General features: G+C 65.7%; 24 protein-coding genes. 14 read left to right on the top strand and 10 right to left on the bottom strand.

Annotation, left to right across the window (positions count from 1 at the left end; all coding sequences use genetic code 11):
- The first annotated feature begins 42 nt into the window (after nucleotides 1-42).
- From BRAGE_RS0107605 to BRAGE_RS0107595, 3 genes are all read left to right on the top strand, one after another.
- Nucleotides 43-1398 carry a 3-carboxy-cis,cis-muconate cycloisomerase gene (locus tag BRAGE_RS0107605; RefSeq protein WP_027560189.1) on the top strand — a complete coding sequence of 452 codons (1356 nt, stop codon included), beginning with the start codon at nucleotides 43-45 and terminating at the stop codon, nucleotides 1396-1398.
- A gap of 96 nt (nucleotides 1399-1494) precedes the next feature.
- Nucleotides 1495-2277, top strand: coding sequence for a 3-oxoadipate enol-lactonase (gene pcaD, locus BRAGE_RS0107600; RefSeq protein WP_027560190.1), 783 nt, complete (start codon nucleotides 1495-1497; stop codon nucleotides 2275-2277).
- Nucleotides 2278-2344: 67 nt separating this feature from the next.
- The gene (locus tag BRAGE_RS0107595; RefSeq protein WP_027560191.1) at nucleotides 2345-2737 is read left to right on the top strand and encodes a carboxymuconolactone decarboxylase family protein; all 393 of its coding nucleotides are present in this window, start codon (nucleotides 2345-2347) and stop codon (nucleotides 2735-2737) included.
- On the opposite strand, the gene BRAGE_RS0107590 is transcribed toward BRAGE_RS0107595, so the two are convergent.
- A complete protein-coding gene (locus tag BRAGE_RS0107590) occupies nucleotides 2699-3235 on the bottom strand; it encodes a hypothetical protein (RefSeq protein ID WP_027560192.1) in 537 nt (178 codons plus the stop codon). The genes BRAGE_RS0107595 and BRAGE_RS0107590 overlap by 39 nt on opposite strands.
- Nucleotides 3236-3452: 217 nt before the next feature.
- Nucleotides 3453-3620 carry a hypothetical protein gene (locus tag BRAGE_RS55730; protein WP_167336489.1) on the bottom strand — a complete coding sequence of 56 codons (168 nt, stop codon included), beginning with the start codon at nucleotides 3618-3620 and terminating at the stop codon, nucleotides 3453-3455.
- A gap of 277 nt (nucleotides 3621-3897) precedes the next feature.
- On the opposite strand from BRAGE_RS55730, the gene BRAGE_RS0107580 reads away from it, so the two are divergent.
- The 5 genes from BRAGE_RS0107580 (at nucleotide 3898) to BRAGE_RS0107560 (ending at nucleotide 8995) form a co-directional block, all read left to right on the top strand.
- Nucleotides 3898-4815 (top strand): ABC transporter permease subunit, encoded by a 918-nt coding sequence (locus BRAGE_RS0107580; protein ID WP_027560193.1) that lies wholly within the window; start codon nucleotides 3898-3900, stop codon nucleotides 4813-4815.
- Nucleotides 4816-4825: 10 nt separating this feature from the next.
- Nucleotides 4826-6151, top strand: coding sequence for a high-affinity branched-chain amino acid ABC transporter permease LivM (gene livM / locus BRAGE_RS0107575; protein WP_027560194.1), 1326 nt, complete (start codon nucleotides 4826-4828; stop codon nucleotides 6149-6151).
- Nucleotides 6148-6978, top strand: coding sequence for an ABC transporter ATP-binding protein (locus BRAGE_RS0107570; protein ID WP_027560195.1), 831 nt, complete (start codon nucleotides 6148-6150; stop codon nucleotides 6976-6978). The genes livM and BRAGE_RS0107570 overlap by 4 nt, the downstream gene beginning before the upstream one ends.
- On the top strand, nucleotides 6975-7715 hold the full coding sequence (locus BRAGE_RS0107565; protein ID WP_027560196.1) for an ABC transporter ATP-binding protein: 741 nt from the start codon (nucleotides 6975-6977) through the stop codon (nucleotides 7713-7715). The genes BRAGE_RS0107570 and BRAGE_RS0107565 overlap by 4 nt, the downstream gene beginning before the upstream one ends.
- Before the next feature lie 161 nt (nucleotides 7716-7876).
- Nucleotides 7877-8995 carry a branched-chain amino acid ABC transporter substrate-binding protein gene (locus BRAGE_RS0107560; RefSeq protein WP_027560197.1) on the top strand — a complete coding sequence of 373 codons (1119 nt, stop codon included), beginning with the start codon at nucleotides 7877-7879 and terminating at the stop codon, nucleotides 8993-8995.
- 103 nt (nucleotides 8996-9098) lie between these two features.
- Here BRAGE_RS0107560 and BRAGE_RS0107555 read toward each other — a convergent pair whose 3' ends face one another.
- Nucleotides 9099-9485: a response regulator gene (locus BRAGE_RS0107555; protein ID WP_027560198.1), complete on the bottom strand. Its 387-nt coding sequence runs from the start codon at nucleotides 9483-9485 to the stop codon at nucleotides 9099-9101.
- A 227-nt stretch (nucleotides 9486-9712) separates the two neighbouring features.
- Here BRAGE_RS0107555 and BRAGE_RS0107550 point away from each other — a divergent pair, with 227 nt between their 5' ends.
- Nucleotides 9713-12538 carry a PAS domain S-box protein gene (locus tag BRAGE_RS0107550; protein ID WP_092213525.1) on the top strand — a complete coding sequence of 942 codons (2826 nt, stop codon included), beginning with the start codon at nucleotides 9713-9715 and terminating at the stop codon, nucleotides 12536-12538.
- On the opposite strand, the gene BRAGE_RS0107545 is transcribed toward BRAGE_RS0107550, so the two are convergent.
- Nucleotides 12516-13322 carry a hypothetical protein gene (locus tag BRAGE_RS0107545; protein WP_143130547.1) on the bottom strand — a complete coding sequence of 269 codons (807 nt, stop codon included), beginning with the start codon at nucleotides 13320-13322 and terminating at the stop codon, nucleotides 12516-12518. The genes BRAGE_RS0107550 and BRAGE_RS0107545 overlap by 23 nt on opposite strands.
- Between BRAGE_RS0107545 and BRAGE_RS0107540 the strand changes: the two genes are divergently transcribed.
- Nucleotides 13315-14313, top strand: coding sequence for a P1 family peptidase (locus BRAGE_RS0107540; protein ID WP_027560201.1), 999 nt, complete (start codon nucleotides 13315-13317; stop codon nucleotides 14311-14313). The two genes, BRAGE_RS0107545 and BRAGE_RS0107540, sit on opposite strands and share 8 nt — an antisense overlap.
- A gap of 177 nt (nucleotides 14314-14490) precedes the next feature.
- On the opposite strand, the gene BRAGE_RS0107535 is transcribed toward BRAGE_RS0107540, so the two are convergent.
- Nucleotides 14491-15300: an EF-hand domain-containing protein gene (locus BRAGE_RS0107535; RefSeq protein WP_027560202.1), complete on the bottom strand. Its 810-nt coding sequence runs from the start codon at nucleotides 15298-15300 to the stop codon at nucleotides 14491-14493.
- Between the two features lie 253 nt (nucleotides 15301-15553).
- Here BRAGE_RS0107535 and rpe point away from each other — a divergent pair, with 253 nt between their 5' ends.
- The 4 genes from rpe to BRAGE_RS0107520 all read left to right on the top strand — a co-directional run bounded on the left by rpe (nucleotide 15554) and on the right by BRAGE_RS0107520 (nucleotide 16949).
- The gene (rpe, locus tag BRAGE_RS0107530) at nucleotides 15554-16255 is read left to right on the top strand and encodes a ribulose-phosphate 3-epimerase (RefSeq protein WP_027560203.1); all 702 of its coding nucleotides are present in this window, start codon (nucleotides 15554-15556) and stop codon (nucleotides 16253-16255) included.
- Nucleotides 16256-16419: 164 nt separating this feature from the next.
- A complete protein-coding gene (locus tag BRAGE_RS55725; RefSeq protein WP_167336488.1) occupies nucleotides 16420-16563 on the top strand; it encodes a hypothetical protein in 144 nt (47 codons plus the stop codon).
- Between the two features lie 5 nt (nucleotides 16564-16568).
- Nucleotides 16569-16733 (top strand): hypothetical protein, encoded by a 165-nt coding sequence (locus BRAGE_RS55720; protein WP_167336487.1) that lies wholly within the window; start codon nucleotides 16569-16571, stop codon nucleotides 16731-16733.
- Nucleotides 16734-16757: 24 nt separating this feature from the next.
- A complete protein-coding gene (locus BRAGE_RS0107520) occupies nucleotides 16758-16949 on the top strand; it encodes a hypothetical protein (protein WP_027560204.1) in 192 nt (63 codons plus the stop codon).
- 1 nt (nucleotide 16950) lies between these two features.
- Here BRAGE_RS0107520 and BRAGE_RS0107515 read toward each other — a convergent pair whose 3' ends face one another.
- From BRAGE_RS0107515 to BRAGE_RS0107495, 5 genes are all read right to left on the bottom strand, one after another.
- Nucleotides 16951-18384, bottom strand: a complete 1434-nt coding sequence (locus BRAGE_RS0107515) for a serine/threonine protein kinase (RefSeq protein WP_027560205.1) — start codon at nucleotides 18382-18384, stop codon at nucleotides 16951-16953.
- 6 nt (nucleotides 18385-18390) lie between these two features.
- Complete coding sequence (locus tag BRAGE_RS0107510; protein ID WP_027560206.1) at nucleotides 18391-19131, bottom strand: metallophosphoesterase family protein; 741 nt, start codon at nucleotides 19129-19131, stop codon at nucleotides 18391-18393.
- Nucleotides 19132-19247: 116 nt separating this feature from the next.
- Nucleotides 19248-19853 (bottom strand): hypothetical protein, encoded by a 606-nt coding sequence (locus BRAGE_RS0107505; RefSeq protein WP_027560207.1) that lies wholly within the window; start codon nucleotides 19851-19853, stop codon nucleotides 19248-19250.
- Nucleotides 19846-20517: a hypothetical protein gene (locus BRAGE_RS0107500; RefSeq protein ID WP_027560208.1), complete on the bottom strand. Its 672-nt coding sequence runs from the start codon at nucleotides 20515-20517 to the stop codon at nucleotides 19846-19848. The genes BRAGE_RS0107505 and BRAGE_RS0107500 overlap by 8 nt, the downstream gene beginning before the upstream one ends.
- Nucleotides 20514-21299, bottom strand: a complete 786-nt coding sequence (locus BRAGE_RS0107495) for a MotA/TolQ/ExbB proton channel family protein (protein WP_027560209.1) — start codon at nucleotides 21297-21299, stop codon at nucleotides 20514-20516. Before BRAGE_RS0107495 ends, BRAGE_RS0107500 begins: the two co-directional genes overlap by 4 nt.
- Nucleotides 21300-21496 lie beyond the last annotated feature (197 nt).

Below are 21496 nucleotides of genomic sequence, written 5' to 3'. Positions count from 1 at the left end.
GGATTGGCACAGGCGGGTCATGGTGGTTAGGTCCCGCATAATATGAGCACCTCCCTCTCCCCCCTGCTCGCGCCGATGCTGTCGAGCCCGGCCATGCGCGCGATCTGCGACGACCGGTCGACCCTCCAGAACATGCTCGATTTCGAGGCAGCCCTGGCACGCGCCGAGGCCGCGACAGGCGTGATCCCCGCATCCGCGGTGGGCCCGATCGAGGCGGCGTGCAAGGCTGATACCTTCGATATTGCCGCGCTGGCCGAGGCCGCGACACGATCCGGCAATCTCGCGATTCCCCTGGTCAAGGCGCTGACCGCCAATGTCGGCAAGGCCGATGCGGAGGCCGCCCGCTACGTCCATTGGGGCGCGACCAGCCAGGACGTCATCGACACCGCGACCATGCTCAGCTTGCGCGCCGGCATCGACGCGCTGGATGCCGACCTCAGCCGCGCCATCAAGGGCTTTGCCGCGCTGGCGCGCAAGCACCGCAACACCGCGATGGTGGCACGGACCTGGCTGCAGCACGCGCTGCCAATGCCGTTCGGACTGAAGGCCGCCGAATACGCATCAAGCCTTGCCCGCGCCCGCTGCCGCCTGCGGCGGCTCGCCCGCGAGGGCCTCGCGCTGCAATTCGGCGGTGCCGCCGGCACGCTCGCGGCGCTCGGCGACAAGGGGCTCGTCGTTGCGGAGCGATTGGCGCAGGAGCTGAACCTGCCGCTGCCGGAAGCGCCCTGGCACACCCATCGCGACCGAATCGCCGAGGCGGCTTCCAGCTTTGCGATTCTCGCCGGCAGCTGCGGCAAGATCGCGCGCGACGTCTCGCTGCTGATGCAGACCGATGTCGGCGAAGCGTTCGAGCCCGCCGGCGAAGGCCGCGGCGGCTCCTCGACCATGCCGCACAAGCGCAACCCGGTCGCCGCCGCAAGTGCGCTCGGCGCCGCCACCATGGCCCCGCAACTCGCCGCGACGATTTTTGCAGCCCAGGTGCAGGACCATGAGCGCAGCGCCGGTCCCTGGCACGCGGAATGGCCGACGCTGCCGCAACTGATCCTGGTCGCCTCGGGGGCGCTTGCCGCCATCGTCGACATCGCCGAAGGCCTCGACGTCGACGCCGCGCGCATGCGCAGCAATCTCGATGCGACGCATGGACTGATCATGGCCGAGGCCGTCACCTTCGCGCTCGCCGAGAAGATCGGCAAGAGCGACGCACATCATCTGATCGAGGCCGCCAGCAAGCGCGCGGTTGCGGAGAAGAAGCATCTGCGCGAGGTGCTGTCGGCCGATTCGCAGGTCACTGCGCATCTGGCGTCGGAAAAAATTGCGGCATTGTTCGAGCCGATGGCCTATCAAGGCGCATCGCAGGCCCTGATCGACCGGCTGCTAGCTTCGTTGGATCTCTCCTGATGTCATTGCCGGGCTTGACCCGGCAATCCATCATCGGAGAAACATGCATTCGAGATGGATGCGCGGGTCAAGCCCGCGCATGACGAGGAACATATCATGCCCATGATCGATGCCGCCGGTTGCCTGATCAACGTCTCCGTCGAGGGCCGCGACGGCGGGCCGACCCTGATGCTCTCCAATTCGCTCGGCTGCACGCTGCAGATGTGGGAGCCGCAGATGAAGGCGCTGACGCAGGTGTTCCGCGTCATCCGCTACGATCGCCGCGGCCACGGCAAGTCCAACGTTCCGCCCGGCCCCTACACGATGGAGCGCTTCGGCCGCGACGTGCTCGCAATCCTCGACGACCTCAACATCGAGAAGGTGCATTGGTGCGGCCTGTCGATGGGCGGCATGGTCGGGCAATGGCTGGGCGCCAATGCGCCGGAGCGCTTCGGCAAGCTTATCCTCGCCAACACCTCCTGCTATTATGCCGAGCCGACCAAATGGCTGGAGCGCATCGATGCCGTGAAGAAGGGCGGCATCGCGGCGGTCGCCGATGCCGTGGTCGCGGGCTGGCTCACGGCGGATTTTCGCGAGCGCGAGCCTGAGATCACCGCGAAGATGAAGTCGATGCTGCTCGCCACCCCTGTCGAGGGATATCTGGCCTGCTGCGAGGCGCTGTCGACGCTCGACCAGCGCGCGCTGCTGCCGAAGATCAAGAGCCCGACACTGGTGATCGCCGGCCGCCACGACATGGCGACGCCGATCTCCGCAGGCGAATTGATCCGCTCCAGCATTCCCGGCGCCAGCATGACCATCATCGACGCCGCGCACATTTCCAATGTCGAGCAGCCGCACGCGTTCACCGATGCGGTGGTGGGCTTTTTGACCCAGCGCTAGCTGCCCCCCGTCATCCCGGGGCGCCTCGAAGAGGCGAACCCGGAATGACTGATCCGGAGGAAACACCATGGACGACCAGAAGCGCCGCGATGCCGGCATGAACGTGCGCCGCAAGGTGCTGGGCGATGCCTGGGTCGACAAGTCGATCGCCAACCGCAACGCATTCAACACCGACTTCCAGGACATGATCACGCGCTATGCCTGGGGCGAGATCTGGACGCGGCCGCATTTCGACGAGCGGATGCGGCGGGTGCTCGTGATCGGCACCATGGTCGCGCTTGGGCAATGGGACGAATTCCGCCTGCATGTGCGCGCGGCGCTCGCGGAGGGCGGCTTCACGCCCGACGACATCAAGGAAATCCTGTTGCAGCAGGCGATCTATTGCGGCGTGCCGGCGGCGAACCACGCCGTCAAGGAAGCCTCAGCGATTGTGCAGGAGCTCGGCCTGCTCAAGAGCTAGCGGCGCGGGGGCCTCGGCGGCCTTCTGAACCATCTTGGGCGCTTCCGCCGGCTTCTCGATCACCACCACGATGGCGGCGCCGAGCAGGAGCAGGAGCTCGGTGGCGTGCAGCCGCAGCGCGGCCATCTCGCCGACCTTGGAGGCCATCACCATGCTGGCGAACGAGATCAGGCTGCCGATCGCAAGCGCGATCCCGAGCGCCTCGTCGCTGCTGCCGCTCTTGCGGGTGCGTGGAATGCTCAGCAGCACGAGATAGATCGCGAAGAACGCCACCACGGTCGCCCGGCCGAGCGCCAGCAGCCAGGCGGCGCGCACCGTCTCCATCCCCGCCATCTGGAGATGGTCGCTGAGGAACAGGGCGACCGCGACACTCGGCCGCTCGTAGAGGCCGTGCACCGGCGCCAGCATGATGTTGAAGGCGACGAGGGCCCAGGCCGGAATGAAATAGGCCGCCAGCAGCGCGCCGTTGACCGAGCCGATCCGCCAGTTCCTGAACATGCCGCTTCCCGCTTCGCCTGCCACGCGCCTTCACTGGGAAGGCTTTGCCGGGAGCTAACTCGCATCAGACTGTGGCGGCAATTTAAACCCTTTGTTTACCTTAACCGGCCCGGCGCACCGCCTGCCAAAAGAAAAAAGGCCCCGCCTTTCGGCGGGACCTCTCTTACTGCTCTTCGCTCCTGGACTCCCTAAGTGGACTCCCTTGGGCTCCCAAAATTTATTCCTGATCGCGCTGGCCGCTCTGCTGGCCGGGGTGCTCGCCCTGCCGCATCGGATCCTGCTGCTGCTGTCCGGGTTTCTGGCCGCCGCCCTGCTGCTGTTGCGGGTTGCGCTGGCCGGGGTTCTGACTCTGCTGGCCCGGATTCTGGTTCTGCTGCTTCGTCATTCGGGGAAACTCCCTTGTTGGACGTCAGAGCGGAGATAACGGGCCGCCCCCATTTTGGTTGCCCTGCGGAACCCGGTTCCTCGCACCTGCGGAACCGCCGAAATGACGTCCGTAGCCGAAATGACCTCTGTACAAGCCTTTATGCCGAGGCCTGGGCTGTTGCGGCGGCCAGTTCCCTCCTGTTAGAAAACGAGACGAACGCTCAAGGGCTGCCGGGGCCCAAGAACTCTCTCTCAAAGAGCTCCCTTTGAGCCGCCTCAGGTTGGTACGGCAGTCCATGGATTATTTCGCCCAGCAGCTCATCAACGGCCTCGTGCTCGGTTCGATCTACGGCCTGATCGCGATCGGCTACACGATGGTCTACGGCATCGTCGGCATGATCAATTTCGCCCATGGCGATATCTTCATGATCGGCGGCTTCATCGCCCTCATCACCTTCCTGATCCTGGTCTCGCTCGGCCTGACCGCGATCCCGGTCATCCTGCTCGTGGTGCTGCTGGTCTCGATGGCGATCACGGCGCTCTATGGCTGGACCATCGAGCGCATCGCCTACCGGCCGCTGCGCCATTCCTTCCGCCTCGCCCCGATGCTGTCGGCGATCGGCATGTCGTTCGTGCTGACCAACTATTCGCAAGTTGCGCAGGGCGCGCGCGTCAAGCCGATCCCGCCCTTCATCACCGGCGGCTACACCCTGCACGAGAGCGCGGACGGCTTCGTCATCCAGCTCTCCAACATCCAGATCATGGTGGTCGTCACCACCATCGTGCTGCTGGCGATCTTCACCTGGCTGGTCTCGCGCACGAGGCTCGGGCGCGACATGCGCGCCTGCGAGCAGGACCAGACCATGGCGGCGCTGCTCGGCGTCGACGTCGACCGCACCATCTCCATGACCTTCGTGATCGGTGCCGCGCTCGCCGCGGTCGCCGGCCTGATGTACCTGCTCTACTACGGGACGGTCGATTTCTTCATGGGCTTCGTCGCCGGCATCAAGGCGTTCACCGCAGCCGTGCTCGGCGGCATCGGCTCGCTGCCCGGTGCGATGCTCGGCGGCCTTGCGATCGGGCTGATCGAGACGTTCTGGTCCGCCTATTTCTCGGTCGGATACAAGGACGTCGCCGCGTTCTCGATCCTGATCGTCGTGCTGATCTTCATGCCGACCGGCCTGCTCGGCCGTCCCGAAGTCGAAAAAGTCTGACGGTCCGCGCGTGACAGCTCTCTCGCCAGCAACCGCATCCGCAAGTCGCTCCGCCGGCATCCTCCCCCTTCTGAAGACAGCCTTCGTCAATGCGCTGGTCGCGCTGGTTCTGTTCTCGCTGATGGTCGGCATCCGCACCGAGGCGGGCTCCGACGGCCAGCTCACCTACTGGACACGCTTCGGCGAGCTTGCATCCCTCGTTGCCGCGGTGTTCGGCGGCTCGATCGTGATCGAGCTGCTGCGGCAATGGATCGGTCCGACCGGCGCCGAGAAGCTGGTGCCGCCAGCCGTGCAGAGCGGAATGTCGTTCATCGGCCGCTATCTGGCGCCCGCGCTCTTGATCTTCACGCTGCTGGTGCCTGTCATCTTCTATAACCAGCGCTACATCCTCGACCTTGCCATCCTCGTGCTCACCTATGTCATGCTGGGCTGGGGATTGAACGTCGTGGTCGGCCTCGCCGGCCTGCTCGACCTCGGCTACGTCGCCTTCTATGCGGTCGGCGCCTATTCCTACGGGCTGCTCGCCACCAATTTCGGCTGGTCGTTCTGGATCTGCCTGCCGCTCGCCGGCATCCTCGCCGCGTTCTGGGGCGTGCTGCTGGGCTTCCCCGTACTGCGGCTGCGTGGCGACTATCTCGCCATCGTGACGCTCGCCTTCGGCGAGATCATCCGTCTCGTCATCATCAACTGGCAGGAGCTGACCGGCGGCCCCAACGGCGTCTCCGGCATTCCGCGTCCCTCCTTTTTCGGAATCCCGCTCGACAACAGCGACGACGGCTTGGCGGCCAAGCTCGGCATCGAGTACTCGCCGACCCACCGCATCGTCTTCCTGTTCTATCTGATCCTGGCGCTGGCCCTGCTCACCAACTGGGTGACGATCCGCCTGCGCCGCCTGCCGATCGGCCGGGCCTGGGAAGCATTGCGCGAGGACGAGGTCGCCTGCCGCGCGCTCGGCATCAACACCACGACCACCAAGCTCACGGCGTTCGCGACCGGCGCAATGTTCGGCGGCTTTGCCGGCGCGTTCTTTGCCACGCGCCAGGGCTTCATCAGCCCAGAATCCTTCACCTTCCAGGAATCGGCGCTGGTGCTCGCCATCGTCGTGCTCGGCGGCATGGGCTCGCAGCTCGGCGTTGCGCTCGCGGCGCTTGCCATGATCGGCGGCTTCGAGCTGTTCCGGAGCCTCGAGGGCTACCGCATGCTGGTGTTCGGCATGGCCATGGTGCTGATCATGATCTGGCGGCCGCGCGGGCTGATCGGCCATCGCGCCCCGACCGTGTACCTGACCAAGGCGCAGGCGATCTCCTCCGACCTCGTCAAGGAAGGGCACGGATGAGCGGCGACAAGATCCTCAGTGTCGACCGGCTCACCATGCGCTTCGGCGGCATCGTCGCCGTGCAGGACCTCTCTTTCGCCGCCGAGCGCAAGAGGATCACCGCTTTGATCGGGCCGAACGGCGCCGGCAAGACCACCGTGTTCAACTGCATCACCGGCTTCTACAAGCCGAGCGGCGGCGCCATCCGTCTCACCCATGACGACGGCAGGGTGATCGCGCTGGAGCGGCTGAACGATTTTCGCATCGCCAAGCAGGCCAAGGTGGCCCGCACCTTCCAGAACATCCGCCTGTTTCCCGGCATGACCGCGCTGGAGAACCTGATGGTGGCGCAGCACAACGCCTTGATGCGCGCCTCCGGCTTCACCTTGCTCGGCCTCGTCGGCGCTCCGGTCTACCGGGAGGCCGAAAAGCAGGCGATCGACCTCGCCACCGACTGGCTGAGGCGCGTCAACCTGCTCGACCGCGCCGATGACGCTGCCGGAAATCTCGCCTATGGCGACCAGCGCCGGCTCGAGATCGCGCGCGCGATGTGCACCGAGCCCGCGCTATTGTGCCTGGACGAGCCCGCCGCCGGCCTCAACGCGCGCGAGAGCGCCGCTCTCAGCGAGCTGCTGCTCTCGATCCGCAACGATGGCACCTCGATCCTGCTGATCGAGCACGACATGTCGGTGGTGATGGAGATCTCCGACCACATCGTGGTGATGGATCACGGCGTCAAGATCGCCGAAGGCTCGCCCCGCGAGGTCCGCGACGATCCCAAGGTGATCGCCGCCTATCTCGGCACCGACGAGGACGAGGCCGCGGCGGTGATGGAGAGCGGGTCGTGACGTCGTCCACTCCCCTGCTCGCGATCCGGTCCTTGCGCGCCGCCTACGGCAAGATCGAGGCGCTGAAGGGCGTCGATGTCGAGATCAATGCCGGCGAGATCGTGGCGCTGATCGGCGCCAACGGAGCCGGCAAGTCGACGCTGATGATGACGATCTTCGGCAAGCCGCGCGCCCGCTCAGGCCAGATCCTGTACGAAGGCCGCGACATCACCGGCGTTCCCACCCACGAGATCGCGCATTTGCGCATCGCACAGTCGCCGGAAGGACGCCGCATTTTCCCGCGCATGAGCGTCGCCGAGAACCTCCAGATGGGCGCGGACGCCACCGGATGCACGGACGCCGAACGCGAGACGACACTGCAACGCGTCTTCACGCTGTTCCCGCGGCTGAAGGAACGCTACGCCCAGCGCGGCGGAACCCTGTCCGGCGGCGAGCAGCAGATGCTGGCGATCGGCCGCGCCTTGATGAGCCGGCCGCGCCTGCTGCTGCTCGACGAGCCCTCGCTGGGGCTGGCGCCGCTGATCGCCCGCCAGATTTTCGATGCGATCCGCACCCTGAACCGGCAGGACGGGCTGACCGTGCTGATCGTCGAGCAGAACGCCAACCATGCGCTCAAGCTCGCCCATCGCGGCTATGTCATGGTCAATGGCCTGATCACGCTGGCTGGCAGCGGCGCCGAATTGTTGCAGCGCCCCGAGATCCGCGCCGCCTACCTCGAAGGCGGCCGGCACGGCTGACGGGTCCGGAATGCGACCGCGTGCGGCGGAATGTGGCGAGATATCTCCACACATGCCCGTATTTTGCCGGTGACTTCTCCTCGAATTCATTCAAGAATGGCGCCGGTTTGGACCGGGCATGCCCCGGCAACTTCCACAGGCGACCACCCGCGAGGTATCTCATGAAATCACTGAAGCTCATCGGTCTGGCATTCGGCGCATCGCTCGCGCTGTCGAGCGCGGCATTCGCGCAGGATGTCACCGTCGCAGTCGCAGGCCCGATGACCGGCGGCGAGTCCGCCTTCGGCCGCCAGATGAAGAACGGCGCCGAGATGGCCGTGGCCGATATCAACGCCGCCGGCGGCGTCAACGGCAAGAAGCTCGCGCTCGACGTCGAGGACGACGCCTGCGATCCGAAGCAGGCGCGCTCCGTCGCCGAGAAGATCGCCAGCGCCAAGATGCCGTTCGTCGCCGGGCATTACTGCTCCTCGTCGTCGATCCCGGCCTCGGAAGCCTATGCCGACGGCAACGTGCTCCAGATCACCCCTGCCTCGACCAACCCGACCTTCACCGAGCGCAAGCTCTGGAACGTGGCGCGCGTCTGCGGCCGCGACGATCAGCAGGGCCTGATCGCGGCGCAGTACATCGCCAAGAATTTCAAGGGCAAGAACATCGCCATCCTCAACGACAAGACCACCTACGGCAAGGGTCTTGCCGACGAGACCAAGAAGGCGCTCAACAAGGCCGGCATCACCGAGAAGATGTACGAGTCCTACAACAAGGGCGACAAGGACTTCAACGCGATCGTCTCGCGCCTGAAGCGCGACAACATCGATCTCGTCTATGTCGGCGGCTATCATCAGGAGAGCGGCCTGATCTTGCGTCAGATGCGCGACCAGGGCCTCAAGACGATCCTGATGGCCGGCGACGCGCTCGCCGACAAGGAGTACGCCTCCATCACCGGCCCGGCCGGCGAAGGCACGCTGTTCACCTTCGGCCCCGACCCGCGCAACAAGCCGACCGCCAAGAAGATCGTCGAAGCCTTCAAGGCCAAGGGCATCGATCCCGAAGGCTACACGCTCTACACCTATGCGGCGATGCAGGTCTGGTCGCAGGCGGCCAAGAAGGCCGGCACCACCGACGCCAAGAAGGTCATGGAAGCGATGAAGGCCGGCAAGTGGGACACCGTGATCGGCCCGATCGAGTATGACGCCAAGGGCGACATCAAGCAGATCGATTATGTCGTCTACAAATGGGACGCCAAGGGCGGCTACGCCGAGGTCAGCGGCCAGGGCACGTAAGCGCGCTTGCCGGGCCTCAAGGCCGCCATCACGATCATCAAAGCGCCCCGGCTCGCCCGGGGCGTTTCTTCTTGCGGCAAGCTCAGACGGCCTTGCGGCAAGCTCAGACGGCCGCGGGCAGCTCGCCGCCGGCCGCGGCCTGGGCCTTCCGCAGCGCTTGCAGCAGATCGTTCGGCCGAAACGGCTTTTGCAGGCAGACCACGTTGGCGAGGTGGGACGATTGTTCCATGAAGTCGAGTGCCGTCATCCCGGACACTGCGATGACGGGGAGCCCCGGCGCACGCTCGCGCAGGGTCGCGATCACCTCGACGCCGCTGGTGTCACCAAGGAAGATGTCCACGATCGCCGCGTCGAACGGCTCGTCCGCAAAGGCTTTCAGCCCCGCAGCGCCGCTCTCCGCCTCCACGACCTCGAAACGATTGACCCGCAGCACGATCGCGATCATCGCGCGGACATCCTTCTGGTCGTCGATGATGAGAACGCGGGGCATGGGGACCGACTCCCGACAGCAAGATCGAAATCGTCTGATTTAAACCTGGAACCCGCCGCAGCGGAGGGGCATTATGACACCGTTCAGTAAAGCGCATCTTACCCGCTGCCCATTCCGTGTTCCCATCCCCATTAAGTAAGCTCTAACCTTCGGTTGAGTCGCGGTCGCAAAGGCTCGGGATTCGAGCCCAGAACCCGCTACCATGGAGCAAGGCTGCGGGACTCCGGATGAAGTCGGCGAAGATGGCGAAGACCGGTCGGCGAGAGGTGGACGTGCCCGCAACGATAGACCGAAGCACATTCCTTTCGACCCTGCCGGCCACCTCGACTGACCGCAGCGCAGCATTGTGGATCGTCGGCGTGTCCTCGGTCCTGTTCGCGCTGGCTGTTCCTTTCGCGGGTATCCCGCTGCTGCCGGTCCCGGCTTTCGTGGCGAGTTACCAATCCGCCCTCGCCGTCAGCGATATCGTCACGGCCGTGCTGCTGCTGTCGCAGTTTGCGGTCTTGCGGACCCGCGCGCTGCAATGGCTCGCGACCGGCTACCTGTTCACCGCCGCAGCCGCGCTGGTCCATGCCCTCACCTTCCCGGGCCTGTTCGCCCCGGCCGGGCTTTTCGGCGCAGGCAGCCAGACCACGGTCTGGCTCTACATGATCTGGCACGGCGGCTTCCCGCTGTTCGTGCTGGGCTATGCCTGGCTGAAGGAAAAGGACGGCGGCCCCAGGATCCAGGGCACGATGAGTGCAGCGATCTACGCCTCCGTCTTCGGCGTCATCGCCGCGATGGGCGTGTTCGCCTGGATCGTCACCACTCAGCACGATCTGTTGCCGGTCCTGCTGCGCGATGGCCGCTACACGCCGACCATGATCGGCGTCGTGTCCTTCGTGTGGTCCTTGAGCTTCGCTGCGCTCGTCTCGCTCTGGTTCCGCAGGCCGCATTCGGTGATCGACGTCTGGCTCATGGTGGTCATGTGCGCCTGGCTGTTCGACATCGCGCTCTCGGCGATCGTCAACGTCGCCCGCTTCGATCTCGGCTTCTACGCCGGCCGCCTCTACGGCCTCTGCTCGGCGACCTTCGTTCTGGCCGTGCTGCTGGTTGAGAATGTCCGTCTCCAGGCGCAGACCGCGGGCATGGTCGACGCATTGAAGCGCCAATCGGATGAGGAGCGCAATTATCATGTCGAGCGCGAGCGGTTGTTCACCGCCGTCGTCGCATCCTCCAACGACGCCATCATCACCAAGTCGCTCGACGGCACTATCACGACCTGGAACAACGCGGCCGAGCGCGTCTTCGGCTACTCCGCCAACGAGGCGATCGGCCGTCCCATCGACATCATTATGCCGGAGGATCAGCGCGACGACGTCGCCGAGAACCTGGCCCGCACGCGCAACGGCGAGGTCATCGACCAGCAGGAGACGGTGCGGCTGCACAAGAGCGGCCAGCCGATCGACGTGGTGCTGAGCCAGGTCCCGCTGCGATCGACCGACGGCAAGATCATCGGCGCCTCCAAGGTGGCCCGCGACATCACCGAGCGGAAGCGGACCGAGACAGCGCTCAACCGCGAGATCGAGGAGCGCCAGCGCATCTTCGAGACCTCCCAGGACCTCATCCTGGTCACCGACGGTTTTGGCAATTTCATCCAGGTCAGCCCCAGCGTGAAGGCCATCCTGGGCTTCAGCCCGGAGGACATGGTCGGGCACAGCGCCGTCGAGTTCATCCACCCCGATGACCTCGAGAACACCCGGAACGAGATGCGGGCGGCCCGGCGCGGCGCAGTCAAGCGCAGCTTCGAGGCGCGCTACTATCACTATGACGGCCACGAGGTGACGCTGAACTGGATGGGCACCTGGTCCGAGCCGGTGAAACGCCATTTCTTCATCGGCCGCGACCTCACCGAAAAGCAGGCCGCCGAGGCCCAGCTCAGGCAGGTCCAGAAGATGGACTCCATCGGCCAATTGACCGGCGGCGTCGCCCACGACTTCAACAACGTGCTGACGGTCATCACCGGCACGATCGGAATCCTGGCCGACGCCGTCGCCGACCGACCCGAGCTTGCCGCCATCACCAAGCTGATCGACGATGCCGCCGAGCGCGGCGCGCAACTGACCAAGCATCTGCTCGCCTTCGCCCGCAAACAGCCGCTCCAGCCGCGCGAGATCGACGTCAACGCGCTGGCGCTCGAGGCGGCCAAGCTGCTGCATCCGACACTGGGCGAGCAGATCACGATCATGCCGCAGCTGACCGAGGATGCCTGGCCGACGCTGGTCGATCCGGGCCAGCTCTCCACCGCGATCCTCAATCTCGCGTTGAACGCGCGCGACGCCATGCCCGACGGCGGCACCCTGGTGCTGGAGACCCGCAACGTCTTCCTCGACGACGGCTATGCCAGCATGAATCCCGACGTCGCCGCCGGCAATTACGTGATGATCGCGGTCAGCGACACCGGCAGCGGAATTCCGGCTGAACTGATCGACCGCGTGTTCGATCCGTTCTTCACCACCAAGGAGGTCGGCAAGGGCACGGGCCTCGGGCTCAGCATGGTGTTCGGCTTCGTCAAGCAGTCCGGCGGCCACATCAAGATCTACAGCGAGGAAGGCCACGGCACCAGCGTGAAGATCTACCTGCCGCGATCGAGCGGCGTGCAGGAGACCGAGTACGAGGCGCTGCAGAACGTGCCCATCGCCGGCGGCGACGAGAAGATCCTGATCGTCGAGGACGACGCCTTGGTGCGGCAGTATGTCGTGACCCAGATCAAGAGCCTCGGCTATACCGCGCTCGAAGCCGGCAATGCGGCCGAAGCCCTCACCATCATCGACGCCGACGACAACATCGACCTGCTGTTCACCGACGTCATCATGCCCGGCAACATGAACGGGCGGCAGCTCGCCGACGAGGCGGCGCGGCGGCGACCCGACCTGAAGACGCTGTTCACCTCGGGCTATACCGAGAACGCCATCGTCCACCACGGCCGGCTCGATTCCGGCGTGCTGCTGCTGGCCAAGCCCTACCGCAAGTCCGAGCTCGCCAAGATGCTCAGGACGGCGCTGGTGAGTTGACCGGCGCGAACGTCTTGTGCGGCGTCAACAGGCTCAGCACGAAGAAGACCATCACACCGGCGACTGAAGCGGTGATGCTCACCATCTTGATCTGCGTCAGTACGCTCGCGATACGCACCTCGCCGGTGGAGATCCTATTTGCCGTGAAGAGCCGGGCGAGCATGACATCCTCCGTGACATCGGCGATGCCGTAAAGCACGCTGCTGGCGGCGAAGATGATGACGAGCAGGCGCGCAATGCCGGTGGGCTCGAACTGAAGCAGGACCCACAGCCACAGCGAGGCAGAGAACACAGCTATCGCCACCGCGAATACGATGTCGTTCCAGTACAGGACCGGGCTGACATAGACATCGAGCAGCGTCCGCCGATCGTCGACGAGCTCGCCGTGGAGGCGCTGTTTCACCTGCCGGACCTGATCCGCATTGTAGCCCCTCGGCAGCATTCGCTCCGGAGCTTTCAGATCGGGTTTGAGAGCATGGTCGATCTCGTCGCGATAAGGCTGGTTCGTGACGTAGGCGATACCCCCGACGATGAGGGCGATGAAACTGACCGCGGGCAAGACGTAGCGGAGCGCATCGGCCAGACAGCTCAGCATCTCCAATCTCCCATTCGATGGACGGTTGGCGCAGTCATCTCGCGACATCCCTAGATTGTTCGAGCGCGGCTGCACCGTCAAGCCGCGCGCGTTCGCCGCGCCACCGCGATTGACGGGTTCGTCCGCCGGCGGATAATGCCGCCCTTCGCATCGCAAAATCGAACGTGAGGGAATCGCCATCGTGAACAACCTTCTGACCGACATCGCCGGCGTCCGCGTCGGCCATGCCGAAGATGCGAAAATCGCCTCGGGCGTGACGGCGGTCGTGTTCGACCAGCCGGCCGTTGCGGCGATCGACGTGCGCGGCGGCGGCCCCGGCACCCGCGAGGATGCCCTGCTCGACCTCGCCAACACGGTCGAGCGCGTCGATGCAATCGCGCTGTCGGGCGGCTCGGCCTTCGGACTGGAGACCGGCGGGGGCGTCCAGGCCTGGCTCGCCGAGCAGGGCCGCGGTTTCCGCGTCCGCGAGGCGCTGATCCCGATTGTGCCGGGCGCAATCCTGTTCGATCTGCTCAATGGCGGCGACAAGGCCTGGGGGCGCTTTGCGCCCTATCGCGACCTTGGCTACGCCGCGGCAGCTTCGGCCGCCGCATCCGATTTTGCGCTCGGCAGCGTTGGCGCCGGTTTTGGCGCCACGACGGCGACCCTCAAGGGCGGGCTCGGCTCGGCGTCCGCCGTCACGAGCAGCGGCGCCAGGGTGGCGGCCATCATCGCCGTCAATGCGGTCGGCAGCGTCACCGTCGGCGACGGCCCATGGTTCTGGGCGGCGCCGTTCGAGGTGACGGGCGAGTTCGGCGGACGCGGCCTACCAAACAAGTTCACGGAGGACATGCTCCGGATGCGCATCAAGGGCGGCCCCGCCGCAGCCGAGCGCGAGAACACCACGATCGGGGTCGTCGTCACCGACGCCACGCTGACCAAACCCCAGGCCAAGCGCCTTGCCATGATCGCGCACACCGGTTTTGCCCGCGCGATCTATCCGGTGCATGCGCCGAACGACGGCGACGTGCTGTTCGCAGCCGCGACCTGCGAGAAGCCGGTCGAGCCGCTCGTCGGCCTCACCGAGCTCGGCATGGTCGCCGCCAACGTGGTCGCGCGCGCGATCGCCCGTGGCGTCTACAGCGCGACCGCACTGCCGTTCCCGGGCGCGCAGCCGGCGTGGAAGGATCGGTTCGGCTAACCGCCGTGGCCGCGACGTCGGTGCGCTCCCTCGCCCCGCTTGCGGGGAGAGGGTTGGGGTGAGGGGGACTCTCCGCGAGGAAGGTGAGAGTTGAACCCGTGGCGAATCCCCCTCACCCGGAATTCAAGCTCCGCTTGAATTCCGACCTCTCCCCGCAAGCGGGACGTGGTAAGAAGCTCACACGCTCATCGACATTGACGAAGCTGCGGACCCCGCCGCCGACTGCGCCTGGCGCTGCATCATCTGTCCGAACCAGTCATAGGGCGAGTTGCCGCCGCCGTTCGCATTGGACGAGCTGGAGGCGCCCGGCACCGTGGTCGACATCTTGAAGCCGTCGGCATAGGTGACGGTGGTAGTGGTCGAGCCGTCGGCATTGGTCGTCGTGGTCGAGGTCGATCCACCGCTCGACGAGGACGAGGAATCCGAGCCGCTGCCGGAGGCATCGCCTGAGCCACTCGCCCCATGCGCATGGTGGCCGTGATGGCTGCTCTTGAGCGCCTTCGACATCTCGTCCAGGCTGACGCTGCCGTCGGAATTCGTATCCATCTTCGAGAAGACGTCGTCGGCCTGCGCCAGATTGGTGCCGCCGGCTCCGAGCGCGTTCTCGAATTCCGACTGGGTGATGTTGCCATCGCCGTCCGCATCGATCTGCGAGAACAGGTCCTTCAGCGCCGCGTCCCGGCTCGTCGACGTCGAGGAGGTCGAGCTCGACGAGGTCGAGCTGGTCGCGCTGCCGGTCGTGTCCGACGACTGGCTCTGCGCCGCGATCAGCGCGCTCATCGTCTCCGGCGAGATCTGCGCGCAATTGCCCGCATTGACCGACGAGGTCGCGCCGCTGCTCGTGCTGTTGCCGCTGTCGATTGCGAACGGATTGGTCGCTGCGCCTTGCGAAGATCCGGTCTTCTGCGTCGAGGAGGACGATTTCGAGTTCGTCAGCGATTGGATCGCGTCGAGCGCGCTCGATACGGCACCAAGGGCGAACAACATTGCACAACTCCAACCGATGCGGCATGCCGCGGCCAATGTTCTGGACGTGAAGTCAGCAAGCGTCGTGCCAGCGCGAAAAGCTCAATGAAATCCGCCCTCGCCGCGCCTGGCGGGGGGCGGGAACACCGGCAATTCATGCCGGTCGAGGCAGAAATTTCCGCCCACAGGAAGCACGCCTCCCCTGCATTGCCCGGCCGAGATGCCCATGTTAGGCGGGGCCTGATCTTCCTACGGCCGCCACGGAAACCGCGCCATGACCCAAGCTTTCGCCCCCCGCCCCCTGGCCATCGCGCCCTCGATCCTGGCTTCGGATTTCTCCAGGCTCGGCGAAGAGGTGCGCGCGGTGGACGCTGCCGGCGCCGACTGGATCCATCTCGACGTGATGGACGGGCACTTCGTTCCCAACATCTCCTACGGCCCCGACGTCATCAAGGCGATGCGCCCGCACACCAAGAAGGTGTTCGACGCTCATCTGATGATCTCGCCCTGCGATCCCTATCTCGAGGCCTTTGCGAAGGCCGGCTGCGACCACATCACCGTGCATGCGGAGGCCGGTCCCCATCTGCACCGTTCGCTCCAGGCGATCCGCGCGCTCGGCAAGAAGGCCGGCGTCTCGCTGAATCCGGGCACGCCGATCGGGGTGCTCGAATACGTCCTCGACCTCGTCGACCTCGTGCTGGTGATGTCGGTCAATCCCGGCTTCGGCGGTCAGGCCTTCATCCCCTCCGCGATCGGCAAGATCCGCGACATCCGCGCGATGACGGCGGGCCGTCCGATCGACATCGAGGTCGATGGCGGCGTCGGCCCGGACGTTGCGGGCGCGCTGGCAGCAGCCGGTGCCAACGCCTTCGTCGCCGGCACCTCCGTGTTCAAGGGCGGCACGCAGGACGCCTACAAGACCAACATCGCCGCGATCCGCAACGCCGCGCTCGGGGCCCGCGGCGAAGCGATCTGAGCTGCACTCAAAAGCTTGACGCGACAGTGCAAACGTTGCGGCTCTTGCCGCAGTGCAGCGCGCAATTCGTCAAATTTACAACCAAATTCCGTACTCCTCCGGACTTCCCTGATTCGCGCAAATCACCGCAAGTGACTTCTGTCTGCTTTTGACGGGAGCACATCATGACGACGACCCTGGTTTGGACTGGCGTGGCGTTGTGGCTCGGGTTCAATGCTGCGATTGCGGCTCGCTGCATCTACGTGACGCGACCGGTGAAGGTCGCGGCTTCCGCCCGCATCATCCACCTTCATCGTCGCCGGGGCTGAGCGCCATGCAGATCGCACTCGTGAAACGCCAGCCGAAGCGCAGGTGCCGGATCCCACGTCGCCCGCATCCGGGCCTCGACTATTTCTTCGGCCGCCTCGAACGCACCGATGCCACGCTGGATGACGATGCCGGGCTCGACAATCCGGATCTGGACCAACGCCGCCACTGAGACTTCCTCTTCCGGAACGCCACCATGAAGCCGCACTGCCCGAACTGCCTGAAGGAAATGACCAAGGCGTCCGCGTCGCGTAACCTGTTCAATTGCGAGCCCTGCCGCGAGATCATCCAGTATTTTGGCGGCAGCGCAGATCACGGCGAACCGGGCCCGCATTTCTCGTGGCCGATCCGCCGCAAGCGCGCCGCCCACACCGCGCACGCGGCGTGATCTAGCCCCACACCACGCCGGCCTCTGGTTTCGCCGCGGCCATCCGCGGCGGCCGCACCACGGTCACCGTACAGGTCGCCTCCGCAGCCACCTTGGCCGAGACGCTGCCGAGCCAGGTACGCCTGAACGAATTCTGCCGCGCCCCGATGATGAGATGGTCGACCGAATTCACCTCGGCGAATTCCAGCAGCGCGGTAGCAGGGTCGACCGCCTCCAGCACGTGAACCGACAGTCGGCTCTCGTCGAGCTTCAGCGGCGTGGCCCAATGCCGGAGCGCAACCAGGCGGTCGATGTGCTTGTTGGAGCCCTGCTCGTCCAGCGTCTTGTCAATGGCGATGCGGTTGAGCTTGAGGACATTGACGCAGGCAAGTCGCGCCGAAGGTAACGTGGCCAGAATGCGCTCTGTGGTAATGCGCAGCGCCTCGTTCAGCTCGGGGGCGCCTTCGACGGTATCGAGCGCGACCGCAAGGATCGGGCTCGATGCGATCTGTTCCGCGACGTCGGATTTGGCGCGCGGCCGCATCACGCCCTGATTGAAGCGGCGCCGCCAGGCGACGCTGAGCGGATCGCGCTTCAACCGCTCCGAGCGCGCGGTGAGCTTGACCTGGTCCGGATGAGCGAGATCGAAGGCGAGCTGGGACGCGGTCGGATAGCGCCACACCGGCTCGATCTCCAGACACCGCAGCACCACCTCCTGGAGCCAGGGCGGATAGTCGGCGCGCAGTGCCCGCGGCGGATGCGGATCGCGCCACAGCCTGCGCCGCATCGCGCGCAGCGTCTCGCCCTCGCCGAACGGACGCTCGCCCGTGGTGAAGAAATAGAGCAGCACGCCGAGCGAGAACAGATCACTGCGCGGATCGTCGCGCACACCCAACAGCCGCTCCGGCGCCATATAGGGCGCAGTGCCGTAAGGCAGGCGGAACTCCTCCTGCAACAGGTCAGGCAGATGGTCATGGTGCGACAGGCCGTAGTCGATCAGCACCGCCTCGCCGCTCTCGCGGAACATGATGCTGCTCGGCTTGATGTCGTGATGGATCACGTTCTGCCGGTGCAGGTCGGCGAGTGCGGTCGCGACCTTGGCGACGAGCTGCCGCGCCTCATCGTAGGGCAGCGGCAAATCGGGCAACCGCTTGTAGAGCGTGGTGCCGGCGATGCGCTCGATCACGACATAGGCCTGATGCGCGAAATCGCCGGTGCCGAAGCACGAGGGCACGTGCGGGCCCGCGAGCCGCGGCAGGATCATCATCTCCATCTCGAAGGAGACGATCGCGGCGGGGTCCTCGCCCTCCGACACCCGCGGGATCTTCATCAGCAGCGGCACGTCGATATCGGGATGGGTGACCGTCCACAGCGTCGCCATGCCGCCGGCATGGACGCATTCGCCGATGGTGTAGCCGTCGATGACGGCGCCTGACTTGACCAGGGGTTGGGGCATCGGCCGCTAGCGCCCCTGCGACAGCCGGTCGGCCAGCCAGTGCGGCAGGCCGTTGTCGCGGATCCGGCTCGCGGCCGCCTCGATGTCGTAAGGCGCGCGGCAATAGGTGATCACGCAGGAGACCGTGTCGAACAGCACGAAGGCCGCGGAGGGATCGCCGTCGCGGGGCTGGCCAACCGAGCCGATCACGGCGAGCCATTGCCGTCCGCGCAGCAGCGGCACGGGGACATCGGTCTTGGGCACGAGGCTCGTCATCTTCGCCGTTACCGACATCGAATAGAGCGCCGGACGGTGGATGTGGCCGCAGAACGTGACATGGGCGGGCGTCGCGATCAGGCTCTTGGCCGCATCCGCCGTCGAGCGGACATAGTGCCAGCGCTGCGGGCTGGAGGCTTCCGAGTGGACGTAAAGGCGCTCCTTCTCGTCGACCGCCATCGGCAGCCCGGCCAGGAACCGCCGCTGCACCACGTCGAGGCGGCCGCGTGTCCATTCGATCGCGATCTGCGCCTCGGCATTCATGGTCTCGGTCTTGGTGTTGACGGCCTCGTCATGATTGCCGCGGACGGCGATGGCGCCCTCCGCGACCAGCGCCATCGCGGTTTCCACGACCCATTCCGGATCGGCGCCATAGCCGACGAAATCGCCGAGCAGCACGAACCGCTCCGCGCCCCGCGCACGGGCCGCTTTCAGGCAGGCCTCGAACGCCTGCCTGTTGCCGTGGATATCCGAGAAGACAGCGAGAAGCACGCACCCTCCAGCCTCAAACCTTATTGGTAGCCGATAAGGCCAAATTGAGGGAGGTCAACAGGATGCGCCAGCTGGGTGCGGTTTTCCAGGGCGGCCGTGACGCGATGGTGAAGGACCTATTGCTCGTCTTTCGGCGGCATCCGGGGCGGCGGAATCGGGGTGAACACGGCGCCTTGCGCGCCGGCCGGCGGGGCATTGAACTCGCCGGTCGAGGAATCGCCGCCGCTGGTCTCCATGATGGTCTTGGGCGTCACATATTCCCGAACCATGTCGATCAGGCTGCCATCGCCGCCGCCGAAATCGGCGGCGCGGCCGCCCTGCGGATGCCCAGCCGCGATCTCGTTCTCCGCCGCGTGGGTCTTGTCGGCGAGCCGGTCATTGTAGGGCACGCGAAAGGCGCGCGGGATGCCGCTCGGGCGATTGTCCTCATCGAGCTGCTCGACCCAGAGGTAGATCGAACCGGGATCGCCTTCCAGCGAATGCGGCTCGACAATGCGCGCCTTCAGCAGCTTGAAAGTGGCGGGCAGCCGGTCCGTGCTGGCCCAGCCGAGCAGCCCGCGCATCTCGGTGAAGCTGACGACATAGAACGCGCTGGTCACGACCACCGCGACCGCCTTGAACGACCAGTGCAGCCGCGCATAGACCAGCACGACCAGCAGCAGCGCCCCGATGACGGCGTAGGCGATCGACAGCGTCAGGATCACCGTCTGCAGATCACTCACGGCGCACCCTCACCCGGGTCTTCGGATCGACATCGGCGCCGTTGCGCCAGCTGCTGCGGAACGTCTCCAGCAGCGATTTCGGCCGCTGGTCCACATTGACGACCTTGCCCTCGGAGTCGAGCCGGAACCGCACCGCGGTCTTCTCGTCGCCGGTGTGGTCGAGCGTGAACTTGTTGTCGAAGATCACCTGCGCGGTCGGATTGAGCTTCTGCACCTTCACATTAGCGGTGACAGGCTCACCGGTCGTGGCGACGAAATGCGAGACATTCACCGTATATTCGCCGGCGAGGATGCCGCGCACGGTGACGATCTCCTCGCGGATCGGCGAAGCGATCTTCTTGCCGGCGACCATGATGAAGTCGTTGGCGCCGCCGCGGTCGTCGCGGTCGAGCGTGAGGAAGCCGGCCTCGCGGTGGCGATACCAGGCGATGTTGCCGGCGGGATCCTGCACGAACAGGTCGAGATCGTCGGGGTGGTTGTCCGGCCAGTCCAGCGTGATCATGAACTCGGCCTTGGAGTCGATCTTGCCGTCCTTGGCATCGGGCGAGATCGCGAGCAGCGCCAGAAAGAACAGGAACGCGATCACCTGGAGCGCCTTGAACAGCATCACGCCGAGCGGATCGAACGGCTCCTCGCGCGGATAGAGACCAAAGTCATCCATCATGACGAGGTTCCAGCGCCTCTGATTCCAGCGCCTTGGCGCTCGAGCACCGGCGTCACATAGGTCTCGGTCAGCACAACCGCGTCCGAGAACACCCGCTGGGTCGCGGCATCCAGCATGTAGTACTGGATGCGGACCAGGATCGAGCCGACCAGGCCGGCAAGCGTCGTGTACATCGCGACCGCCATGCCGTCGCTCATCAGCCCCATGGAGGAGCGCATCGCGACCTTGTCGGCGGCATCCAATCCCGCGATCGGCGCCAGCATGATGATGAAGCCGATGATGGTGCCGAGCAGGCCGAGCTTCATCAGCGTGTCCGAGACGAAGGCGCCGAACCCGTTGGAGCCGCGCAGCCGGTCGGCGAGCGTCCGCAGCAAGAGCGTCTGGTCGACCGGACGGTAGTCCTGTGCCGCGGCCTTTGTGACGAGGCTTTCGATGTGATCGCGCACCAGCCCGCGCGGCAGCGCCGCCGCGCGCGCATCGAGCACCTTGCTGCCGTCAGGCGCTGCGAGCGCCGCCCGGCAGCGCCGGGCCGCCGCGCCCTCCCGCGCGATCGCCCGTGTGCGCAGGAAGCAATGGCCGCAGGTCAGGACATAGAGCACCGCGATGACGCTGGAAATGTAGGTGCGGTCCGAGGTCAGCATCAGATGGATCAGGCCGAACCGCCACAGCAGCACGACCGCGAAGACCGAAAGCCCGGTGAAGATCATCCAGAACAGCAGCGCGCTGCGTTCGGACGGGTCGGCAGCAGACCCTGCAATCGGTCCAATCGTCATCGAACTCATGCTGCACCGCTCCTCGCCCGCAACGACGGGCTGCAAAGATTCCATCCCGATTAGATCAAAGCCGCCGCGCCCGGTCCAAAGAGCCATGCCCAATCAGGATTGGGAAATTTGCCCGAGCTACGATCCGGTCCAAACCCTGCAATTGGCAAGGCGCGGCGGCATTGTTAGGCTGAGCTTACCAAACGTCGGGGATGATC

The organism is Bradyrhizobium genosp. SA-4 str. CB756, assembly GCF_000473125.1.
Taxonomy (GTDB): Bacteria; Pseudomonadota; Alphaproteobacteria; order Rhizobiales; family Xanthobacteraceae; genus Bradyrhizobium; species Bradyrhizobium arachidis.
The sequence above is the reverse complement of the archived record's forward strand: the minus strand, read 5'-3'. Positions and strand labels throughout refer to the sequence as shown.

What these genes read in the sequence shown, in the direction of transcription:
- BRAGE_RS0107605 (WP_027560189.1), top strand. Translation starts at nt 43, where the DNA reads ATGAGCACCTCCCTCTCCCCCCTGCTCGCGCCGATGCTGTCGAGCCCG.
- pcaD (WP_027560190.1), top strand. Translation starts at nt 1,495, where the DNA reads ATGCCCATGATCGATGCCGCCGGTTGCCTGATCAACGTCTCCGTCGAG.
- BRAGE_RS0107595 (WP_027560191.1), top strand. Translation starts at nt 2,345, where the DNA reads ATGGACGACCAGAAGCGCCGCGATGCCGGCATGAACGTGCGCCGCAAG.
- BRAGE_RS0107590 (WP_027560192.1), bottom strand. Translation starts at nt 3,235, where the DNA reads ATGTTCAGGAACTGGCGGATCGGCTCGGTCAACGGCGCGCTGCTGGCG.
- BRAGE_RS55730 (WP_167336489.1), bottom strand. Translation starts at nt 3,620, where the DNA reads ATGACGAAGCAGCAGAACCAGAATCCGGGCCAGCAGAGTCAGAACCCC.
- BRAGE_RS0107580 (WP_027560193.1), top strand. Translation starts at nt 3,898, where the DNA reads ATGGATTATTTCGCCCAGCAGCTCATCAACGGCCTCGTGCTCGGTTCG.
- BRAGE_RS0107570 (WP_027560195.1), top strand. Translation starts at nt 6,148, where the DNA reads ATGAGCGGCGACAAGATCCTCAGTGTCGACCGGCTCACCATGCGCTTC.
- BRAGE_RS0107560 (WP_027560197.1), top strand. Translation starts at nt 7,877, where the DNA reads ATGAAATCACTGAAGCTCATCGGTCTGGCATTCGGCGCATCGCTCGCG.
- BRAGE_RS0107555 (WP_027560198.1), bottom strand. Translation starts at nt 9,485, where the DNA reads ATGCCCCGCGTTCTCATCATCGACGACCAGAAGGATGTCCGCGCGATG.
- BRAGE_RS0107550 (WP_092213525.1), top strand. Translation starts at nt 9,713, where the DNA reads ATGAAGTCGGCGAAGATGGCGAAGACCGGTCGGCGAGAGGTGGACGTG.
- BRAGE_RS0107535 (WP_027560202.1), bottom strand. Translation starts at nt 15,300, where the DNA reads ATGTTGTTCGCCCTTGGTGCCGTATCGAGCGCGCTCGACGCGATCCAA.
- rpe (WP_027560203.1), top strand. Translation starts at nt 15,554, where the DNA reads ATGACCCAAGCTTTCGCCCCCCGCCCCCTGGCCATCGCGCCCTCGATC.
- BRAGE_RS55725 (WP_167336488.1), top strand. Translation starts at nt 16,420, where the DNA reads ATGACGACGACCCTGGTTTGGACTGGCGTGGCGTTGTGGCTCGGGTTC.
- BRAGE_RS55720 (WP_167336487.1), top strand. Translation starts at nt 16,569, where the DNA reads ATGCAGATCGCACTCGTGAAACGCCAGCCGAAGCGCAGGTGCCGGATC.
- BRAGE_RS0107520 (WP_027560204.1), top strand. Translation starts at nt 16,758, where the DNA reads ATGAAGCCGCACTGCCCGAACTGCCTGAAGGAAATGACCAAGGCGTCC.
- BRAGE_RS0107515 (WP_027560205.1), bottom strand. Translation starts at nt 18,384, where the DNA reads ATGCCCCAACCCCTGGTCAAGTCAGGCGCCGTCATCGACGGCTACACC.
- BRAGE_RS0107500 (WP_027560208.1), bottom strand. Translation starts at nt 20,517, where the DNA reads ATGATGGATGACTTTGGTCTCTATCCGCGCGAGGAGCCGTTCGATCCG.
- BRAGE_RS0107495 (WP_027560209.1), bottom strand. Translation starts at nt 21,299, where the DNA reads ATGAGTTCGATGACGATTGGACCGATTGCAGGGTCTGCTGCCGACCCG.